18 protein-coding genes and 1 tRNA gene are annotated in these 20,255 nt (G+C 43.9%); 13 read left to right on the top strand and 6 right to left on the bottom strand.

Translation table 11 applies throughout. The features are described 5' to 3' along the window. Positions 1-12: 12 nt before the first annotated feature. On the top strand, positions 13-936 hold the full coding sequence (locus tag LVY74_RS09325; RefSeq protein ID WP_237814843.1) for a DMT family transporter: 924 nt from the start codon (positions 13-15) through the stop codon (positions 934-936). Here LVY74_RS09325 and coaE read toward each other — a convergent pair. The 4 genes from coaE to pilB are packed head-to-tail and all read right to left on the bottom strand — an operon-like array spanning position 933 to position 5,364. Further along, complete coding sequence (gene coaE, locus LVY74_RS09320; RefSeq protein WP_237814842.1) at positions 933-1,538, bottom strand: dephospho-CoA kinase; 606 nt, start codon at positions 1,536-1,538, stop codon at positions 933-935. The genes LVY74_RS09325 and coaE overlap by 4 nt on opposite strands. A 1-nt stretch (position 1,539) precedes the next feature. Continuing rightward, positions 1,540-2,400 (bottom strand): prepilin peptidase, encoded by an 861-nt coding sequence (locus tag LVY74_RS17760; RefSeq protein ID WP_269090987.1) that lies wholly within the window; start codon positions 2,398-2,400, stop codon positions 1,540-1,542. Then, entirely contained in the window at positions 2,400-3,626 is a 1,227-nt protein-coding gene (locus LVY74_RS09305) for a type II secretion system F family protein (RefSeq protein ID WP_237814841.1), read from the bottom strand. The genes LVY74_RS17760 and LVY74_RS09305 overlap by 1 nt, the downstream gene beginning before the upstream one ends. 31 nt (positions 3,627-3,657) lie before the next feature. Beyond that, on the bottom strand, positions 3,658-5,364 hold the full coding sequence (gene pilB, locus LVY74_RS09300; protein ID WP_237814840.1) for a type IV-A pilus assembly ATPase PilB: 1,707 nt from the start codon (positions 5,362-5,364) through the stop codon (positions 3,658-3,660). A gap of 290 nt (positions 5,365-5,654) precedes the next feature. On the opposite strand from pilB, the gene tpiA reads away from it, so the two are divergent. The 8 genes from tpiA to LVY74_RS09260 all read left to right on the top strand — a co-directional run bounded on the left by tpiA (position 5,655) and on the right by LVY74_RS09260 (position 12,579). Further along, positions 5,655-6,452: a triose-phosphate isomerase gene (tpiA, locus tag LVY74_RS09295; protein ID WP_237814839.1), complete on the top strand. Its 798-nt coding sequence runs from the start codon at positions 5,655-5,657 to the stop codon at positions 6,450-6,452. 11 nt (positions 6,453-6,463) lie between these two features. Continuing rightward, positions 6,464-6,796: a preprotein translocase subunit SecG gene (gene secG, locus LVY74_RS09290; protein WP_237814838.1), complete on the top strand. Its 333-nt coding sequence runs from the start codon at positions 6,464-6,466 to the stop codon at positions 6,794-6,796. A 52-nt stretch (positions 6,797-6,848) separates the two neighbouring features. Next, positions 6,849-6,933, top strand: a tRNA-Leu gene (locus tag LVY74_RS09285). 369 nt (positions 6,934-7,302) lie between these two features. Further along, complete coding sequence (locus LVY74_RS09280; RefSeq protein ID WP_237814837.1) at positions 7,303-8,592, top strand: OprD family porin; 1,290 nt, start codon at positions 7,303-7,305, stop codon at positions 8,590-8,592. A 10-nt stretch (positions 8,593-8,602) separates the two neighbouring features. Then, positions 8,603-8,938: a RidA family protein gene (locus LVY74_RS09275; protein WP_237814836.1), complete on the top strand. Its 336-nt coding sequence runs from the start codon at positions 8,603-8,605 to the stop codon at positions 8,936-8,938. A gap of 3 nt (positions 8,939-8,941) precedes the next feature. Next, the gene (locus LVY74_RS09270) at positions 8,942-10,192 is read left to right on the top strand and encodes an NAD(P)/FAD-dependent oxidoreductase (RefSeq protein ID WP_237814835.1); all 1,251 of its coding nucleotides are present in this window, start codon (positions 8,942-8,944) and stop codon (positions 10,190-10,192) included. Between the two features lie 18 nt (positions 10,193-10,210). Further along, positions 10,211-11,548, top strand: coding sequence for a D-serine ammonia-lyase (locus tag LVY74_RS09265; RefSeq protein WP_237814834.1), 1,338 nt, complete (start codon positions 10,211-10,213; stop codon positions 11,546-11,548). 95 nt (positions 11,549-11,643) lie between these two features. Then, positions 11,644-12,579, top strand: a complete 936-nt coding sequence (locus LVY74_RS09260; RefSeq protein WP_237814833.1) for a LysR family transcriptional regulator — start codon at positions 11,644-11,646, stop codon at positions 12,577-12,579. A 31-nt stretch (positions 12,580-12,610) separates the two neighbouring features. Here LVY74_RS09260 and LVY74_RS09255 read toward each other — a convergent pair whose 3' ends face one another. Beyond that, positions 12,611-14,137, bottom strand: coding sequence for an amidase (locus LVY74_RS09255; protein ID WP_237814832.1), 1,527 nt, complete (start codon positions 14,135-14,137; stop codon positions 12,611-12,613). A 277-nt stretch (positions 14,138-14,414) separates the two neighbouring features. Here LVY74_RS09255 and LVY74_RS09250 point away from each other — a divergent pair, with 277 nt between their 5' ends. Beyond that, positions 14,415-15,629 carry an MFS transporter gene (locus LVY74_RS09250; protein WP_237814831.1) on the top strand — a complete coding sequence of 405 codons (1,215 nt, stop codon included), beginning with the start codon at positions 14,415-14,417 and terminating at the stop codon, positions 15,627-15,629. Between the two features lie 76 nt (positions 15,630-15,705). Here the strand turns inward: LVY74_RS09250 and LVY74_RS09245 are convergent, their stop codons facing one another. Continuing rightward, entirely contained in the window at positions 15,706-16,170 is a 465-nt protein-coding gene (locus LVY74_RS09245) for a hypothetical protein (RefSeq protein WP_237814830.1), read from the bottom strand. A gap of 278 nt (positions 16,171-16,448) precedes the next feature. Between LVY74_RS09245 and LVY74_RS09240 the strand changes: the two genes are divergently transcribed. The 3 genes from LVY74_RS09240 to LVY74_RS09230 all read left to right on the top strand — a co-directional run bounded on the left by LVY74_RS09240 (position 16,449) and on the right by LVY74_RS09230 (position 20,247). Then, entirely contained in the window at positions 16,449-17,480 is a 1,032-nt protein-coding gene (locus LVY74_RS09240) for a BMP family ABC transporter substrate-binding protein (protein WP_237814880.1), read from the top strand. A gap of 123 nt (positions 17,481-17,603) precedes the next feature. Continuing rightward, positions 17,604-19,145 carry an ABC transporter ATP-binding protein gene (locus LVY74_RS09235; protein ID WP_237814829.1) on the top strand — a complete coding sequence of 514 codons (1,542 nt, stop codon included), beginning with the start codon at positions 17,604-17,606 and terminating at the stop codon, positions 19,143-19,145. Between the two features lie 10 nt (positions 19,146-19,155). Next, positions 19,156-20,247 (top strand): ABC transporter permease, encoded by a 1,092-nt coding sequence (locus LVY74_RS09230; RefSeq protein ID WP_111895387.1) that lies wholly within the window; start codon positions 19,156-19,158, stop codon positions 20,245-20,247. Positions 20,248-20,255 lie beyond the last annotated feature (8 nt).

Here is a 20,255-nt window from a genome sequence, read left to right as displayed (position 1 = left end):
TTCGAGCGAGCGATGACCTCACGTAATCAAGGCTATTTATTTGTTGCAATCACCATGTTGATTTGGGGAGGATTTACGATCTTCTCCAGACTCAATGCACAGTGGCATATCAGCGCATGGGATGTGTGTGCTCTACGTTTCACGATAGGTTTTAGTATTCTGATGCCGATCTTAATCTGGCGTCGAGAAACTGCATTTTTGTGGAAAAAAGAGCCGTTCATTTTGGGACTGCTTGGCGGTGTTGCTTATTGCTTGACGTCCTATTCTGCTTTTCATTATGTGCCTGCTGCCCACGCAGCCATTTTTCTAAATGGTTGTATCCCATTATGCACCGCGGTGGCAGGGTATCTGCTGTTTAAGCAGCCTTTTGATAAACATACATGGATCAGTTTAATCATTATGCTCGTAGCCATTTCGGCGATGAGTGTGATGATGTATGAAGAAACCCATGTTGCCTTGAATATTGGCGATGGTCTATTTTTCCTGTCGGCGATTTGGTGGGGCGTATTTACTGTCTTGTTGAAACACTGGAAACTGTCCGCTTGGCAGTCCATGAGTGGGGTGGCGATCTGGTCAGCGCTGATTTACTTGCCAATCTATATTCTGTTCTTACCGAAGCATTTTCAAGAAGCCAGTGTTATGCATTTAGCCATTCAAGGCTTTTTTCACGGTATCTTAGTGGTGATTGTTGCAACCTTGAGTTATGTGGCTGCGATTGAACGTCTCGGGGCTTTTAAAACAGGAAGTATTGTCACCCTTGCACCGTTTATGGCTGCAATTGTGGCTGTGCCATTGTTGGGTGAACCCTTAAATACTGCAATGATTTGTGGTTTGATTGGCATGGGGATTGGAGCCTTGCAGCCTTGGCGTTGGTTTAAGCGTAAAGATGCCTTGCAGGAACAACTTGCTGCACAGAAAAAAACAGCTTCACATTAAGAAGCTGTTTTTTTTGCATCGTCTAGATACTGTCGATGCAAAGGTTCAAGCTGTGCATAGAGATGGCTGAGTTGACCATCATTCATCACAACATCGTCGGCACGCCGTTGTTTTTCATGACGGGGCATTTGATGTGACATGATGGTTTGAATATGCTGATGCGAGCTTTGATCGCGTTGGCTTGCACGCTCAAGCTGTAAATGTTCTGGCGTATCAATCAGTAAATTACGTCGAGTTAAATGGGTTTGCTCAGTTTCAAATAGCAGAGGGGAAACCAGAATCACATATGGACTCTGTGCAGACGCTAGCTTTTGAATAATGCTTTCTCGAATAATGGGATGAGTAATATTTTCCAGAATCTTTTTCGCTTCAGGATGTTGAAAAATATGCTCACGTAAAGCACGTCGATTCAGTTCACCATTTTCAAGTAGAACCCAGTCTCCAAACTGCTGTTGAATGTGGAAGAGAGCAGGTTGCCCAACTTGCACGACTTCACGTGCAACCACATCTGCATCAACAACTCCAATGCCTTGCTCAGAGAACCAGTCACTGGCAACGGTTTTACCGCTGCCAATACCACCTGTTAGACCAACCACGTACATGTTATTGACCCAAATAGACTTTCATAATCTGATCACCCCAAAGAAAGGCAATCCAGCCTGCGATTGCAATATATGGGCCAAAGGCAAAAGGCTGATTCTCTTTACGGACTTTTAACAGAATAATTCCAATGATAGCTCCAACCACTGAAGATAATAAAATAATCAGTGGTAGCATCAATGGTCCCATCCATGCACCTAAAGCTGCCAGTAGCTTGAAGTCACCATAGCCCATACCTTCTTTGCCTGTCACGACTTTAAAGAGGATATAAACCACCCATAGACATAGAAAACCAATCACGGCTCCCCAAATCGAGAGTGTCGGGGTGGTATATAAACTCAAGCTGTTTACAGCTAAACCAGCACCTGCCAGCGTCAGGGTAAAACGGTCGGGTAAAAGCTGAGTATCAAAATCAATAAAAGTCAGTACAATCAGTACCCAAGTTAAAACAACACCTGCCAGCATTTGCCAAGTTGCACCAAAAACAGCAACCACAACGATGGAACAGACACAGGTCAATAATTCAACCAATGGATAGCGCTTACTAATTGGATGTTGACAACTCCCACAACGTCCACGAAGTAACAACCAACTGATTACAGGGATATTTTGATACCAGTGAATTGCAGAATGGCAGCTTGGGCAGGTGGAGGGTGGCGTGCTCAGGGTGAGTTTTTCATGTTCAATAATGGGTTGTTCAGGATGTAGGAGAAGTTGACATTCTTGTTTCCATTCCTGTTCCATCATTTTTGGGGTGCGAAAAATTACGACATTGAGAAAACTGCCAATACATAGACTGAGCAAACCGATGGCAATATATAGTGCTGTCGGATTGTGAATGAAATAATCAAGCAACTCAGACATTAGACCACGGAACCCATTTGGAAGATTGGAAGATACATGGCAACAACTAAACCACCCACAAGAACCCCAAGAATGGCCATAATGAGAGGTTCCATCATTGATGTTAAGCCATCAACAGCATTATCCACTTCATTTTCATAATAAGTTGCAACTTTATCTAACATTGAGTCAAGCGCGCCCGATTCTTCACCAATAGCCACCATTTGAATTGCCATTGCAGGAAATTTGTTCGCAGCACGCATTGCAAATTGAAGTTGTTGACCTGTTGAAACATCTTCACGAATTTTCATGACAGCTCTTTCGAAAATGATGTTATTGGTTGCACCTGCGGTTGATTCTAGTGCATCAATTAAAGGCACGCCTGCAGCAAAAGTAGTGGCAAGAGTACGGCTATAACGCGCAATAATTGCTTTATAAACAAGGTCGCCAAAAATTGGAAGTTTTAAGGACAGCTTATCAAGCCCATCTCTGAACTTTTGACTCCGTTTTTTGGTTTCTAAAAAGGCAAAAATAACCAAACCAATCCCAATAATGAGGGCAAACCAGTAAGCTTGTAACCATTTGGACATGTTGACGACCATTTGGGTGAAGGCTGGTAGCTGAGCGCCAAAAGAGCTAAATAGTTCTTGGAATACAGGAACCACTTTTACCATTAGAATAATCGTCACGACAATTGCAACTACAATAACTGTCATTGGATACTTCATGGCTTTTTTGATCTTTTGCTTTAAAAGTTCGCTTTTCTCTTTATAAATTGCGACCCGTTCGAGCATGGTTTCAAGTGCACCCGATTGCTCACCCGATTCTACCAATGAACAGAATAAGCGATCGAAGTATTGAGGATATTTCTGTAAAGCACCCGCAAAGGTATTTCCTCCTTCAACCTCACCTTTAATCCCTAGAACGACTTCACGCATAGCAGGGTTATCTAAGCCTTCTGCTACAATCTCAAAGCTCTGTACTAAAGGCACACCAGCTTTCATCATTGTGGCAAGCTGACGTGTAAAAATAGTGATATCCAGTGTCGAAACGCGTTTTTTGAAGATGTTTTCAAGGATGTTACGACGTTTTTCACGAATAGATTGAACATCAATCCCTTGCTTTCTGAGCATAATTTTGGCTAAAGCCATATTACGTGCAGATAGCTCCCCTTTGATTTTTATACCTTTACGATCAACCCCCGCATAGGCAAATGTCGGAATCGCCTCAGCTTTTTTAACCGCCATAGTGTTATCCTTTTTCTAATCTCTCTATGCATTAATCACTTGTGACACGATTGACTTCCTGTAAAGAAGTCACCCCCTGCATCACTTTCTTTAAACCTGAACGTCGCAGGCTATGAAAACCCAATTTGGCTGAAGTCTCGGCAATTTGTAAGGCATTACCATCTTCCATAATCAGTTTAGAGATTTCTGGCGTAATTTTCATGACTTCATAGACCCCGACACGTCCTTTATAACCTTCACGGCATTCGGAACAACCAACGGGTTGGTAAATCTGAAATTCAGGATCCGCTACATCTTCTGTGGAGAACCCCATTTCATATAAACTGTTTTTTGGAATATCGAGTGGTATTTTACACTTTGAACATAGGCGTCGCGCAAGACGTTGTGCAATCACCAAATTAACAGAAGTTGCAATATTAAACGAGGGTACCCCCATATTGCGTAAACGGGTCAAGGTTTCAGGTGCACTGTTGGTGTGGAGTGTTGATAGCACCATGTGACCTGTCTGCGCTGCTTTAATCGCAATTTCGGCCGTTTCAAGGTCACGAATCTCCCCGACCATAATAATGTCTGGATCTTGACGCAAGAAAGAGCGCAATGCTGCTGCAAAGCTTAAACCCACTTTGGGGTTAACATTGACCTGATTAATCCCCTCAAGGTTAATTTCGACAGGATCCTCTGCTGTTGAAATATTTGAGTTCTCAGTATTAAGAATATTTAAACCTGTATATAGAGAAACAGTTTTCCCCGAACCTGTAGGTCCCGTAATCAGTACCATGCCTTGAGGCTTATGTAAGGCTTCTAAAAATAGTGCCTTTTGATCATCTTCATAACCGAGGGCTTCGATACCCAGCATGGCACTCGAAGGATCGAGAATACGGAGAACTAATTTTTCACCAAACAAGGTCGGTAAGGAGTTAACACGAAAGTCGATAGCTTTTGTTTTTGAGAGTTTTAGTTTGATACGACCATCTTGAGGAACGCGTTTTTCTGAGATGTCCATTTGTGACATGACTTTTAAACGTGAAGCAAGGCGGTTGGCTAACTGTAAAGGCGGTGTTGCGATTTGGCGTAGGACACCATCGACTCGGTAACGAACCCGATAAGATTTTTCATAAGGCTCAAAATGTAAATCTGATGCGCCCATACGAATCGCATCAACCAATAATTTATTAATGTATTTAACAATCGGTGCTTCATCTTCTTTGACTTCATCATCGCTATTGTCATCAGATGGATTGTCATCTACAGAGATATCAAGCTCTTCATCACCAAAATTAAATCGATCTTCTTCTGCAAAATGATGATTAATAAAGCCTTCAAGTTTATCATGCTCAACAATCACCATTTCGGGGTTGAGTTTGCTGTTAAAGCGAATGGCATCAATCGCTTCGATATCTGTCGGGTTGCTTGTAGCAACATAGATGTTGTGACCACGTTGCATTAGTGGTACAACACGATGTTTTAAAATATGTTTTTCTTCAACTAATTCACGTGGCAGCTGAGCAATATCGTAACTCGAAAGATCAAATAATGGCTCGCTAAATTCGGTAGAAATCGCCTCAGCAATCGTTAATGGTGAGATTGCAAGATGATCAATCAGATAAGGGACTATTTTTTGCTGTGCTTTTTTTGCTGCATCAATTGCTTGCAACATTTTATCTTCAGAAGCGTGACCTTCCGCAACTAGACGACGGGCAAAGCCTGATAAGCGTGGCGTAATAGGTGTGTCTGCCATAAATGTATTTGCCTTATTGATGTGATCGTATTGCTCATACTTGGTATTGGATAAATTATACTTTTGTTATCTCAAAATGCTAAGCCCAAATTTAAGGCATGGTATTTTGATGTTTCCAATTCTAAGCATTTAACCCTTTATAAAAAACAAAAAAATTGAATATATACAAGGTTGCTTATTTTGACAGAAAAAACAGCCTTGTGAGATTAAATTGTATAAAAAAGCAAAAAAAGCTTCAATTTAAAAAAAACTGTGTAAAATAAGCCCATTTTCTTGAAAGGGTGTCGTGTATGTCGGGTTCGGCAATTGTACCTTGGGTGATTGGTAACTGGAAAATGAACCCTACTTGGGCGAATTCCCTGCAATGGATTGAACAATTTAAACAATATTTGCAGCAAGCTCCGATCTCAGAACAACAATGTCATTTAGCGGTTGCGCCGATTGCAATTGCTTTAAATCGGGTACAGGTGCAATTAGACAATGCACCACGGACTGTGCATACTGTGGCACAAGATGTTTCACGTTTTGCGGCAACAGGCGCATTTACAGGTGAGGTGAGTGCCACTTTACTTGCAGATAGTCAAATTGGTTATGTCTTGATTGGACATTCTGAACGTCGTGAATTGCTTGCTGATACCCCAGATGTATTGAAAGCCAAAATTACACAGGCATTAGCTGAAGGCTTAACCGTAATTTACTGTGTTGGTGAAACACTTGAGCAACGTGAACAAGGTTTAGCTGAACAGATCGTGCTACAACAAATTTGTGATGTTGCTCCAGTTATTGGTGAGGAACATTGGCAAAAGCAAATCGTGATTGCCTATGAACCCATTTGGGCGATTGGCACAGGAAAAACAGCATCAGCACAAGATGCACAAGCCATGCATGAAAAAATTCGTGCAGGTTTGACACAATTAAGCACAGCAGGTCAAAACATTGCCATTTTATATGGTGGTAGTGTTAAACCTGAAAATGCTCAAGAGCTTGCAGCATGTCCAGATATTAATGGTGCTTTAGTGGGCGGTGCCTCATTAAATGCAGAATCGTTCTATCAAATTGCACAAGCATTTGCTGCAAGCCAATCTTAAGGAGATTTAACATGCATACATTTGTATTGGTTGTGCATATTTTATTGGCAGTGATGATGATTGTCTTGATCTTGGTACAACAAGGTAAAGGCGCTGAAGCGGGTGCATCTTTTGGTGGCGGCGGTGCTGCAACTGTATTTGGTGCTTCGGGATCAGGGAACTTTTTGACTCGTTTAACGGCTATTTTAACCGCATTGTTTTTTGTCACCAGTATTACATTGGCGGTATTTGCCAAGAAGCAAACAGCAGATGCGTATAGCTTGGGCGCAACAAATGCACCTGTAACAGCACCTGCAAATAATTCGACTGAAACTTCATCAACCACGCAAAAAACTGCAAATTAATCTCAAGAAAGACTTTTCTTTTTTGAATGAAGCGAATAGAATGCACGCACATGCGGTGGTGGTGGAATTGGTAGACACGCTACCTTGAGGTGGTAGTGCTTTCGGGCGTGGGGGTTCAAGTCCCCCCTTCCGCACCAACATTTTAGAAATATAAAATGTTGTTACCAAACAAAAAGGCTGAGTTTGAAAAAACTGAGCCTTTTTTGTTGTCTGTTAAAAATGAATAATCGTATATCTCTATTTTAATACATTGATTTTTATTAATAAATATAAAATTTAATGTCTAATCAGTGACCTATTCTAAGATTAATATTTTTTGATGAGGCTATTGTCTTATTGCATCTAAATTGATGAACCTTGACTTAAATCCATCCTCAATAGCGTGGCTACGCTACTTTAAGTTGCCAATTTGGCAAGGGTTTATTGCGAAAAAAGTGATTGTCGAGAATGCAAGATCGCTTCTATCTTAATCCTCAAGCCATTGAATTTTTTATTGGGGAATGGGGATGAATCGGCGGTCGGCAATTTTTGTTTTAAGTGGTTTAACTGGGATGATGGCATCGGCAGCACATGCAGAATTTTTCCAAGATGCTAAATCAGATCTGATTTTACAGAATTATTATTTTGATTCAGATTACCGTAATGAAAAAACGGCAACCCGTCCACAGCAGAGTAAAAAAGAAGAGTGGGCACAGGGAGCAACTTTAAATTTTAATTCAGGCTATACCGAAGGCAAAGTCGGTGTTGGTTTAGATGTCAGTGCTATGCTTGGTGCGAAATTGTATTCGAGTGCAGAAACTAGTGGTACAGGGTTGTTGCCAACCTCGACTGCAACATTGGCAGGTGAACCGAGTTATGCACATCATTCAAAAGATGGTTATGCACGACTTGGTATCACTGCTAAAGTGAAATATGAAAATAATATTTTAAAATATGGCACGTTACAGCCTGATAATTTACCTGTGTTACTACCCAATACTGCTCGTTTGTTTCCACAAACCTTTCGGGGTTGGAGTTTTGAATCGACCCAGTTACAAGATGTGAATTTTCGTATGGGACGCATTGATCGGGTCATGCAGCGGGATTCGAGTGATTATACCGACTTGGGCATTGATACAGGCTATACCCGTTACACACAAAGTCGCCCGAGTGATGCCTTTAGCTATGCAGGACTGGACTATAAAATCAGTCCAGACGTACAGGCTTCTTACTATTTCAGTCAGCTCAAAGATACTTATGACCAGCATTATTTGGGGTTAAAAGTTACCAAACCCTTAGGGCAGGGTAAATTCACCAGCGATTTACGTTATTTCAATTCTTATGATTCAGGGCAGGCACTGGCAGGCAGCATCAGCAACCAGATGTACACCTCGAGTTTTAGCTATCAGCTCAAGCATCATTTATTTAATGTGGGTTATCAAAAAGTTGATGGCAGTGAAGCCTTGCCTTACTTAAAAGGTGCAGGGCCTTATACACCAACTACGGTGATGGTTAGTTATTTTATCTTGCCGCATGAAAGTACGTGGTGGTTACGCTATGACTATAACTTTGCAGGTATAGGTTTGCCAGGTTTGGTCTTGTCCAATAAATATTTACATGGTTCAAATGCCAAAATTTCAGGAAATTCAGCCGAGCAGAAAGAATGGGAACGTGACACTGAACTGGCGTATATCGTACAGTCGGGTAAATTTAAAAATCTATCTTTACGCTTACGTCAGGCATCTTTTCGTTCCAGTCTAGATCGTGGAATCGATCAAACCCGCGTTATTTTGACGTATACCTTTCATTTAAAATAGGATAAAACTGATGCAACTTCCATTTTCTAAAGCCGTTGAAAGTCATGGATTTATTTTCCTGTCAGGTGAAGTGCCTTTAAATGCCGATGGCACGATTCCTGAAGGGATTGAAGCACAAACTGAATTGGTGCTGAATAAGATTGCACAGACGTTGTCACAGCAGTCAGCCAGTTTAAATGATGTGATCAGTGTCACCGTGTATTTGACCGATAAATCAGATTTTGCGGCATTTAACCAAGTTTACGAACGTTTTTTTGCACAGCCTTATCCTGTTAGAACCACCGTGATTGCAGGTTTAGTGATTGATGCAAAAATTGAAATTACTGTGATTGCCAAAAAAGGATAAGCAATGTCTAAAGAAGTTTTGGTGCTAGGTGCAGGCATGGTCGGAATTTGCACCGCAATCCATTTGCAACAGCAAGGCTATACGGTTACGGTGATTGATCAGTCCGCGCCGGGCACAGAAACTTCCTATGGCAATGCAGGGATTATTCAGAGTGAAGCCGTTGAGCCGTATGCCTTTCCGCGGGAATGGGCAAGCTTGTTTAAAGTTGCGCTAAAACAAGACAGCGCGGTGAATTATCACTTCAATGCCTTGCCTGAATATGCTGCGCCATTGTTGAAATATTGGCGTAATTCTAGTCCAGAAACCCATCAGGCGATTTCGCAGGATTATGCTGTGCTGATTCGGGTGGCACTGGCAGAGCATCAGCAATTGATTGCTCAGGCACAAGCGGAAGATCTGATTTTAAAAAATGGCTGGATTCAGTTGTATCGTAGTGAAGCAGCCTTGCAAGATGGGATTCGTGATGCCGAGCATCGTCAGCAGCGTTACGGCGTACCCAGTCAGATTCTCAATGCCAGTCAAATCAGTCAGCTTGAACCGAATCTGAAAACCAATCATCCTTTAATAGGTGGGATTCACTGGACACAACCGTGGAGTGTGATTGAACCCGGTGAACTGGTGCAGCGTTATGCACGATTGTTTGAACAACTTGGTGGCACAATGGTTCAAGCCCAGACTCAACAACTCAAACAGCAAGATCATGCATGGCAAGTCCAAACCGATAGGCAGACGTTCACTGCGCCAGATGTTGTTGTTGCACTCGGCCCGTGGTCATCGAAATTTATTAGCGAACTGGGTTATGACAATCCGTTATTTGTGAAACGTGGTTATCATCAACATTATACGCAGGGTAGTCAGTTGACCCGTCCGATGCTCGATGCCGAATATGGCTATGTGCTTGCCCCGATGAAAAAAGGTACCCGCCTGACCACAGGTGCGGAGTTTGCCCATTTTTCTGCACCTGCAACCCCTGTGCAACTGGAGAAAACCCAGCAACGTGCCCGTGACTGGCTAGACTTGGGTGAAGCTTTACCAAGTCCTGCATGGCTCGGTCGCCGTCCGTGTAGTGTCGATATGAAACCGTATATTGGTGCGGCACCACGACACAAAGGGTTGTGGTTTAACTTTGGGCATGGACACCAAGGTTTTACTTTGGGTGCAGCCAGTGGACGTTTATTGGCGGAAATGATGACAGGACAAGTCCAACTGATTGCGGATCCAAATATTTTTTCACCGAACCGAATTGCAGTTTAATCAAGAGCGAAATCTGTTATGCAACCTATTCAAATCGATCAACTTATTGCCGAGTATCCGTTGCTGAAACAGCTACAGAATTTAGAAGAAACGGTGTGGTTTAATCCTGCTAGCACCACCTTGGATGTGGCACTGGCAGATGTGGGTTTGACCGCAGAAGATGTAGCACAGGCGCATGCCCGTTTACAGCGTTTTGCCCCATATCTGATGTTGGCATTTCCTGAACTTGAAGCGACACAAGGCAAAATCGAGTCGGAGTGTGTGGCGATTCCTGCAATGCAACGCGCTTTACAACAGCAATCTCAGCAAGAGATTTTTGGGCAGCTTTGGTTAAAACTCGACAGCCATTTACCGATTTCGGGTTCGATCAAGGCGCGCGGCGGCATTTATGAAGTGTTGGCACATGCTGAAAAACTGGCACTGGATGCTGGATTGCTCAGCATTGAAGATGATTATCGCAAGTTATATACACCTGAATTTCAACAGTTCTTTAGCCAGTATGCGATTGCAGTCGGTTCGACAGGCAACTTAGGGATGTCGATTGGCATCATGAGTGCCAAGATGGGCTTTCGCGTCACGGTGCACATGTCGGCAGATGCCCGTCAATGGAAAAAAGACAAGTTGCGTGCCAACGGCGTAACTGTGGTTGAATACGAACAGGATTATGGCGTGGCTGTGGAGCAGGGACGTGCTTTAGCGGCTCAAGATCCGCAGTGCTTTTTTATTGATGATGAAAATTCACGGACATTGTTCTTGGGTTATGCGGTGGCAGGCGAACGTTTAAAGCAGCAATTCCAGCACAAGAATCTCGTGGTCGATGCGGATCATCCATTATTTGTGTATTTACCTTGTGGGGTGGGTGGTGGCCCTGGTGGCGTGGCGTTTGGATTGAAACTAGCTTTTGGTGATCATGTGCATTGTTTCTTTGCTGAGCCAACCCATTCGCCGTGTATGTTGCTGGGTGTGCGTACAGGTTTACACGATGCGATTTCAGTACAGGATTTGGGCATTGACAACCTGACTGCCGCCGATGGTCTGGCGGTGGGGCGTGCGTCGGGGTTTGTGGGGCGTGCCATGCAGCGGTTGATTGATGGTTATTACACTCTCGATGACCAACGTCTGTATGACATGTTGCGTTTACTCAGTGATGTTGAAGATATTCAACTGGAACCTTCGGCTTTGGCAGGCATGTATGGTGCGGTTGTGGTATCACAGGCGCAAGACTATCTGGACGCACAACATTTCTCAGCACGACAATTACAGAATGCCACTCACTTGGTCTGGGCAACAGGTGGTGGTATGGTGCCTGAAGCTGAAATGCAAAAATATTTAGCACAAGGCACAGCTTTTGCTTAACTTAATCGATCACTGTTGCGCGTAGAAAAGCTTCTGCGTGCAGCAACAATCTTTTAAGATGGGTGAATCATCATGGATTGACCCGAGTTTGGACAATGAACTCTAAAATTCTTCAGGAAACCTCGTTACGCTATTTTTTGGAAGTGGTGCGCTGTGGCTCAATTGCCGAGGCATCGCTTAAACTCAATGTGGCTTCATCTGCGATCAGTCGGCAAATTGCCCATTTGGAATCCAATCTGAATGTGTTGCTGTTCGAGCGTAAAACCCGTGGCATGAAACCCACCTCCGCAGGGGAAATTTTGGCGGCCTATGCGCTGAAATTACAACTCGATAGCGAGCGGGTCTTTAATGAAATCAATGCACTGAAAGGCTTAGATAAAGGCAGTATCAAAATTGCCTGTTCGACAGGTTTTTCACTGGATTTTTTACCCTCGATTATTGCCAAATTTCAGGCAGATTACCCCGGTATTCAAGTGTTTCTACATGCCGATAGCGGTAAAAATGTCATTAAACAGCTTAAAGATGGCACTGCCGATATTGGCGTGACCTTTAATCATGTGCCGCAGTCCGATATTTCGGTGCTACACCGTTTAAATGCCCCGATTTATTGTATTGTTACCCCGCAGCATGAACTGGCGGATCGAAAAAGTATTACTTTACCGCTGCTTGAAACGGTACGTTTGGCATTGCCACCGCGCGGCATTGTGCTGCGTGATGTGTTTGATGTGCGTTGTAGTCATCAGGGTGGGGTGATTGAGCCGATTTTTACCTCCAATACTATTAGCGCGATTTTGTCTTATGTACTGGCAGGAGGTGTCACGCTCTCGACCGAACTGGTTTTAAAATCTTATCTCAATCAAAATCTGATTAAGGCGATTCCGTTAAAAGACAACATTTTAAATAACTCTTTATCGATTGAAGTGTGTAAGTTGAGTGGGCGAATCCTGCCTGACGCAGCACGTGTATTCTTAGAATATTTATATGATGAACTGGCTGTGCCTGAAATGGTGACTGAAGATCAGGACACATAGCAACCGCGAACGACTGCTATGCGGGGGGAGCTTAAACCGCAGATGCCGTTTGATCGTGTTCAATCTTGCGGATCTGACTGGTATTGACAATGCCTGTTTTAAAGTCGGTATGCGTTTGCATTAATACACTGAGATCGAGTTGTGGCTGTGCCAAATCAGGATCGTTTTCACAGTGCTGTGCCAAGGCATCCGCCATACGCAGCAAGGTGGTGTCTTCGCGGAAGCCTGCGATCATCTGTAACCCAAATGGCATGTTGAGATGATCACGCCCGAGCGGGAAAGACAGTGCAGGGTTGGTCATTAGCGTCACTACATAAGTCAGCGATAACCAGCGGTAGTAATTTTCTAGCGGTTTGCCATTCACTTCACTTAAGTACAGGTTTTGCCATGAAAATGGGCTAACAGGTGTAACAGGCGACAAAATCAGGTCGTATTGATCGAACAGTTTCTGGAAATCTTTAAAGTACTGGGTTTGGGTTTTTTGCGCCCAGACACAGTCGGTCAATTTCATGCTCGCACCCATTTCATAATTCATGCGCGGGTTTGGCCCCAGCAGATCAGGATCTTTCTCATAGGTGCTTTGCAGGCCAGCAACAAACGCTTCGGCACGCAGTACATCGAAGCAGCGGTGTGCATCGTCCAGATTGAACTGGATTTCTTCACAGCTTTGGAACAGCTTGCCAATTTTTTGAATCTTGTTGCGGAAGACCTGACGGATGTTGTTATCGACTTCACAGCAACCAAAGTCTTCGGTATAAGCCACTCTCAGTTTAGACAGGTCAATCGGTGGGAGGTCACGAATATCGGCAGGCATGTGCGCATCGTAACTGAGCGGATCATTTTTAGATAAACCGATGGTTGCCGCCAGTTGCAGCCATGTATCTTCCACGTTACGCCCCATTGGGCCGACCACAGAAATGGGTGTCCAGCCCAACGGTTTACGCTGGCTGGGCACTAAACCTGCCGATGGACGGAGACCATAGATCCCGCAGAGTGCCGCAGGAATACGCAGCGATCCGCCTGTATCTGAACCTGTACAGAGTGGTGCAAGACTGGCAGCCAAAGCTGCGGCTGAACCCCCCGATGAACCTCCCGCATTTAAACTTGGGTTAAACGGGTTACCTGTTGCACCCCACACAGGGTTACGCGTGTTTGCCCCTGCACCCATATCAGGCACATTGGTTTTGCCCAAAATAATCGCACCTGCGTTACGCACGCGTTGTACCAGTTCATTGTCGGCTTTTGGGACATAATGTTGATAGGCCATTGAACCGTAGGTGGTATTGAGGTCTTGAGTGTCTTCTAAGTCTTTGATCCCAATCGGTAAACCGAACAATAAGCCTTGAGCTTGCCCCGCCATAAGTTGCTGTTCTTGGCGTTTGGCATCTTCAAGTGCCTGCTCATAATTTTTAGCGCAAAATGAATTGATTTTTGGGTCAATTTCAATAATACGGTCAATATAGGTTTGGGTAACTTCAACGGGAGATATTTGTTTTGTTTCAATGAGTTGTTTAATTTTAACTGCGCTGAGATACGCCAGTTCTGAAGATTTGGACATGCTGAAATATCCTGCGTTTACATGATCGTTATCTTCAAATCTTAGTCATTTTCCAGATTCTCACAATTAGAATAAATAGAACTCCCCATTGCTGATTTGGCAACATTTGTGCATGTCTTTTATTTGGAAAAATAAGGTGCTAGCGATGCGCTGTGATTCGCCTGCGCCTTGCCATTTTGGCAATGGACGATTGCGTAAAATGCGCTTGAGCAAAGAGGGTTGCCTACTTATGTTGATATTGAACATGACGAATTTTAAATCAATGGAGAGGCAGGCAATGACGATGATCGAGAAAATTGGGGCTCGAAAATATCTAGTATTTCTGTTGTTGTACTTGGGGTGGTGCATCTCGTTTATTGACCGTACCGCGATCAGCATTAGCGCAACACATATTATTAAAGATTTGGCGATTTCTCCTATAAAAATGGGGGCAGTGCTGAGTATGTTTTATATTGGCTATACCATCATGCAGATTCCTGGGGGGTGGCTCGCCGATAAGATTGGCTCGAAAAAAGTAATTTTAGTGGCGGTTGCACTTTGGTCGGTGTTCACTATCCTGACAGGCATGGTTGAATCCTTAATGGCATTGTTAGTGATTCGTTTACTGTTTGGTTTGGGTGAAGGCGGCTTTCCACCCGCGTCGTTTAAAAGTGTCGCGGAAAACTTTTCAGGTGTGGCACGTTCTAATGCATCCAGTGCCATGGTGTCATCTAACTATATTGGTAGCATGATTGCACCCTTGATTGTGGCTCCCCTGATTTTGGCGTTTGACTGGCGCAATACCTTTATGATTATTGGCGGTATTGGCTTTATTTACATTTTCTTGTTTGCTTTCCTGACACCATCGAGCAAAGCGGTTCGTCAACAAGTGGATCACAGCAAAACTGCGTCAAGCCTTGTATTAAAAAACAAATATTTATGGACGATTTGTGCGATGTGGTTTGGTATCAGTATTGTCAATAAAGGTCTGGACACTTGGATGCCAATTTACCTGATGACAGAGCGTGGTCTGAACCTCAAAGCAGTGGGTTGGTTGTTGCCGATTCCTTTCCTGATTGCAGGTTTGGCAACCGCAGCGGGTGGTTGGATTGTCAATAAATACTTCGATGGTAAAGAACGCCGTTTGATTATTCCTTGCTGCATCTTGATGTGCTTAGGTTTGTATGAAATGTACTCAGCAGTAACAATTGCTCAAGTGATTATTGCTCAAGGTTTTGTCTACCTGTTCAAATCATTGATCTTTGCACTCGTAATTGCATTACCCGCGAAAAAATTACCGCAAGAACAAATTGGTCGTGGTCTTGGCATTATCAACACAGGTGGTATGGCAGCAGGTTTTGTTGCCCCTGTAGTGATTGGTGCGTTGGTAAGTTGGTCAGGGTATCAAGCAGTGTTTATGTTCTTGATTGGTGCAGTGGTGTTCTCACTCTTTATGAGCTTCTGGGTTAAAAGCAACGTAACTCCTCAATTTAAAGAGTTATCGCAAGCTTAAAATAGGATTTAAAACAAGGAAGTGATTCAGTTGAAAGCTCTTATCAATTGTTAGATAAGAGCTTTTTTTTGTGTATTTAGGCAGAGCATTTTTGTTTAAAAGTATCGTGCCATTGTCCTGTTAAATAGACCCAAACAGGTGACCAATACGAGAATGTTTTAACTTGAGCAATCACGTCATCAAGATCGTGACCATTGGCTGCCTTGAGTTGGAAAAAAACAGTGTCAGAGAGTGTTTCTATAAAGTGCTGTGCCAAGTCCGAAGCGTCATTGCCCAGTTGTTCATCTAAATCACGGTCTATAAAAACATCGAATAAAGCTGCGATTTGGGCAATAGGCGGAAGCTCTAAGCGAGTGGTTTGCTGATCATTATACAGCTCCATTGCATCTTTCATGTTCAGCGCAATAATACACTGATGTTGATACTGATCTGCTTGAGAAAACTGAGTAGGGACAGCATCAAATTGTTGCTGATATGACTCAAGTACCAACTGTTTGGCTTGAGCAACAATGGCTGAATTTGATGTATTGAAATGACTCATTTTTAACCCCAGAAGTAATAAAAATATTGTTTCTAATAATTGGAAACTTCTCTTTCATTTTAGCAATTTTTTCTAAAAAAGCAGTAATTTCAACATGACCAAATGATAAAAACAATAAACAGCAGAGTACAAAATATTGGAATGGATATTGCTTTAATCCTGTCACACATGTCGTGAATGCTTCAGCTTGCAAGACATACATTATGAGGAGAAAGACAAGAATGCCAATTTCATCGAAGTTAAAAAAACTGGCTACAGCGGTTGTAGCAGTCGGGTCTATGTGCGTAGGCAGCCTGCAAGTAACCCATGCTGCGGAAAAAGCAGCATTTGTTTATATCGGGCCAACGGGCGATCACGGTTGGACTTATTCGCATGACCAAGGGCGAATCAAAGCAGAGAAAGCTTTAGGTGGAAAATTTACGACATCGCATATTGAAAATGTTCCTGAAACTGCCGATGCGGAGCGTGTGTTCCGTAACCTTGCACAGCAAGGCAATAAAGTGGTTTTCGGGACATCGTTTGGTTATATGAACCAAATGGAAAAAGTTGCTCGCCAGTTCCCAAACACCATTTTTATGCATGCAACAGGCTACAAAATGGGTAAAAACATGGGCACTTACGATGTACGTACCTATGAAGGGGCTTACTTGCTCGGGGTTGTGGCAGGTGGCAAAACCAAATCAAATACCTTAGGGGTGGTGGCATCGTTCCCGATTCCTGAAGTGGTGCGTAACATCGATGCCTTTACTTTAGGTGCGCAAAGCGTCAATCCAAAAATCAAAACCAAAGTGATTTGGGTCAACTCATGGTTTAACCCAGGCAAAGAACGTGACGCGGCATTGGCTTTGATTTCTCAAGGCGCTGATGTCCTCATGCAAAATACTGACTCGCCAGCCGTGGTTCAGGCTGCACAGCAAAAAGGCGTTTATGCTTTTGGCTGGGATTCCGACATGAGCAAGTTCGGTGCAAAAGCCCAATTGGCGGCTTCGGTGATTCACTGGGAAAAAATCTATGTGCCGCTGTTAAACCAGATTGCCAATAAAACTTGGAAACCAAGCAAAATCTGGTGGGGTGTACCACAAGGGGCGATCGACATCGAAAACTTTGGCCCAGCCGTACCTGCACCTTTAAAAGCCAAAGCATTGGCTGTGCGTGATGCGATCCATAAAGGTCAAAAACATCCATTCGATGGCCCAATCTATAACCAAGCAGGTGCTGTGGTGGTTGCCAAAGGCAGCAAACTTTCCGATGATACTTTAAGTAAAATGAATTTTTACGTGAAAGGTGTCGAAGGATCCCTACCAAAATAATCACTCAGCGCTTTACTCCTGCACCCAGTTGTCCGCAACTTGGGTGCATTTTTTTGGCATAGAGCTTGCAAATTAGAACAACAAGTACGAATGAAGAAATTGAAAGCATGGGTGATTTAGACAATGACCACAGTTCCACGTTTAGAGCTTATCGGGGTAAGCAAAAGCTATAACTCCCTCAAAGCCAATGACCAGATTCATTTAAAGGTAATGCCAGGGCAGATCCACGCGGTACTGGGTGAAAATGGTGCAGGTAAAAGCACCCTGATGAAAATCATCTATGGCGCAGTCAAAGCCGACCAAGGTTCGCTGGTTTGGAATGGTAAAGAAGAAAGCATCGACAGCCCCTCGATGGCGCGAAAGTTGGGCATTGGCATGGTGTATCAGCATTTTTCGCTGTTTGAAACCCTGACCGTTGCTGAAAATATTTATTTGGGTTTAGACAAAAGCCTTGACCTGAAACAGCTGAGTGAAAAAATCAAAACCGTATCTGAAGAATATGGCTTGCCAATTGATCCGCGCCGTGAGGTGCATAGCTTGTCGGTGGGTGAGCGACAACGGGTCGAGATTATTCGCTGTTTATTGCAAAACCCGTCGTTGCTGATTTTGGATGAACCGACTTCGGTGCTGACTCCGCAAGCGGTGAAGCAACTGTTTAAAACCCTGAAAAAACTTGCAGCACAAGATGTCTCGATTTTATACATCAGCCATAAATTGCATGAAATTCAGGAGCTGTGTGATGAAGCCACGATTATTCGTTCAGGCAAAGTCACAGGCAATGTCAATCCTAAGCAAAAGACCACCAGTGAACTCGCTAGCCTGATGATCGGACGTGAATTGCCGACCTATAGCCATACCGCTTATGCAGGTGAGCCACAGCAGATTTTTCAGGTCAAGCAACTGAGCTTTACCTCGGATGATCCATTTGCCATGCCACTCAAAGAGGTCAATCTGAGTGTCAACACCGGTGAGATTTTAGGAATCGCAGGCATTTCGGGGAATGGTCAGGCAGAATTACTGAGTTTGTTGTCGGGAGAAACTCTCGCCAAACACGGTGAAATTCTGTTGAAAGGTCAACGGATCAACTCGCTGAATGCAGGCAAACGCCGTGATATTGGTCTAGGTTTTGTACCCGAGGAGCGTTTGGGACGCGGTGCAGTACCGAATATGACCCTCTCGCAAAATGCCTTGCTGACTGCGCATCGTAAAGGTTTGACGAGTTTTAAGCTGATCAACTTTGCCAAAGTCAAAGCTTTTACCGAACAGTGCATTGAGAAATTTACTGTGAAAGCCAGCAGTGCAGCCGCAGAAGCACGCTCCTTATCAGGCGGGAATTTACAAAAATTTATTGTCGGGCGTGAAATTCTGCAAAACCCTGAAGTGTTGATTATCTCCCAACCCACATGGGGGGTCGATATTGGCGCATCCATGTTTATTCGGCAAACCCTGATTGACCTGTCCCGACAAGGCGTGGCGATTGTGGTGGTATCGGAAGAACTCGAAGAATTATTTGAAATTAGTGACCGAATTTGTGTATTGGCACAGGGCAAACTGTCGACTGCCATGCCAACCGCCAGTACCAATGCCGAACAGATCGGCTTATTGATGTCAGGATTAAACCAGCACGAGCAGATGCAGTCTGCCCCTGTGGCTGAGATGAGTTGAGGACAAGGACATGCATTTATTACAACCCCGCGAATATCCATCACGTTTAATGAAATGGTTGTCGCCCGTTTTAGCGATTGTCTTTACCTTGTTGGTCGGCATGATTCTGTTTCGTTTTCTTGGTTATGCACCGCTGAAAACCTTATACATTTTCTTTATTGAGCCACTCACCACCATGTACGGTTGGAGTGAACTGGTGGTCAAAGCCAGTCCTCTGATTTTAATTGCCTTGGGGTTATCAATCGGTTTTCGTGCCAAGCTGTTTAATATCGGGGCGGAAGGTCAGTTGACCATGGGCGCGATCTTTGGTGGTGGCGTTGCCATTTTGTGTTATGGGCATGAAGGCGCGTGGACATTGCCACTGATGCTGATGATGGGCGCACTTGGTGGCGCAGTCTGGGGCGCAATTCCAGCCTTACTGAAAACCGCATTTAATGCTGAAGAAACCCTGACCACGCTGATGCTGAATTATGTCGCAGGTTTTATCTTACTGTATTTGATTAATGGCCCTTGGCGTGACCCAAATGGCATGAACTTCCCGCAATCGGTGATGTTCAGTGATCAAAGTTTATTGCCGTTGATTACTGAAACGACACGGATTAATGCCTCGGTATTTTTGACTTTGCTGTTGGTGATTGTGTTCTGGATTTTCGTGAAAAAAAGCATGCAGGTGTTTCAGCTCGAAGTCAGTGGACAAGCCGCTGCGGCAGCGCAATATGCAGGTTTTTCAGCGAAAAAAACCGTGTGGTTTAGCCTGATTTTATCGGGGTTGATGGCGGGTTTGGCAGGGATTTGTGAAGTGGCAGGGCCGATTGGTCAGCTCAATCCAAACTTGTCGCCAGGGTATGGCTATGCCGCGATTATTGTGGCGTATTTGGGACGCTTAAACCCGATCGGGATTGTACTCTCGGCATTTCTGATGGCGCTGATTTACTTGGGCGGGGAAATGGCACAAATGCAGTTGCAACTTCCTGTGGCGATTGCAGGCGTATTCCAAGGTTTATTGTTGATGTTTTTACTGGCAGCCGATGCCTTTATTGAAAATAAATACCGCTTCTTGAAAAAGAAAACCAAACCGACTGTGCTGGCAACCCAAGGCTAAAAGGAGAA

Source organism: Acinetobacter sp. ME22 (genome assembly GCF_022012315.1).
Classification (GTDB): Bacteria; Pseudomonadota; Gammaproteobacteria; order Pseudomonadales; family Moraxellaceae; genus Acinetobacter; species Acinetobacter brisouii_A.
The sequence above is the reverse complement of the archived record's forward strand: the minus strand, read 5'-3'. Positions and strand labels throughout refer to the sequence as shown.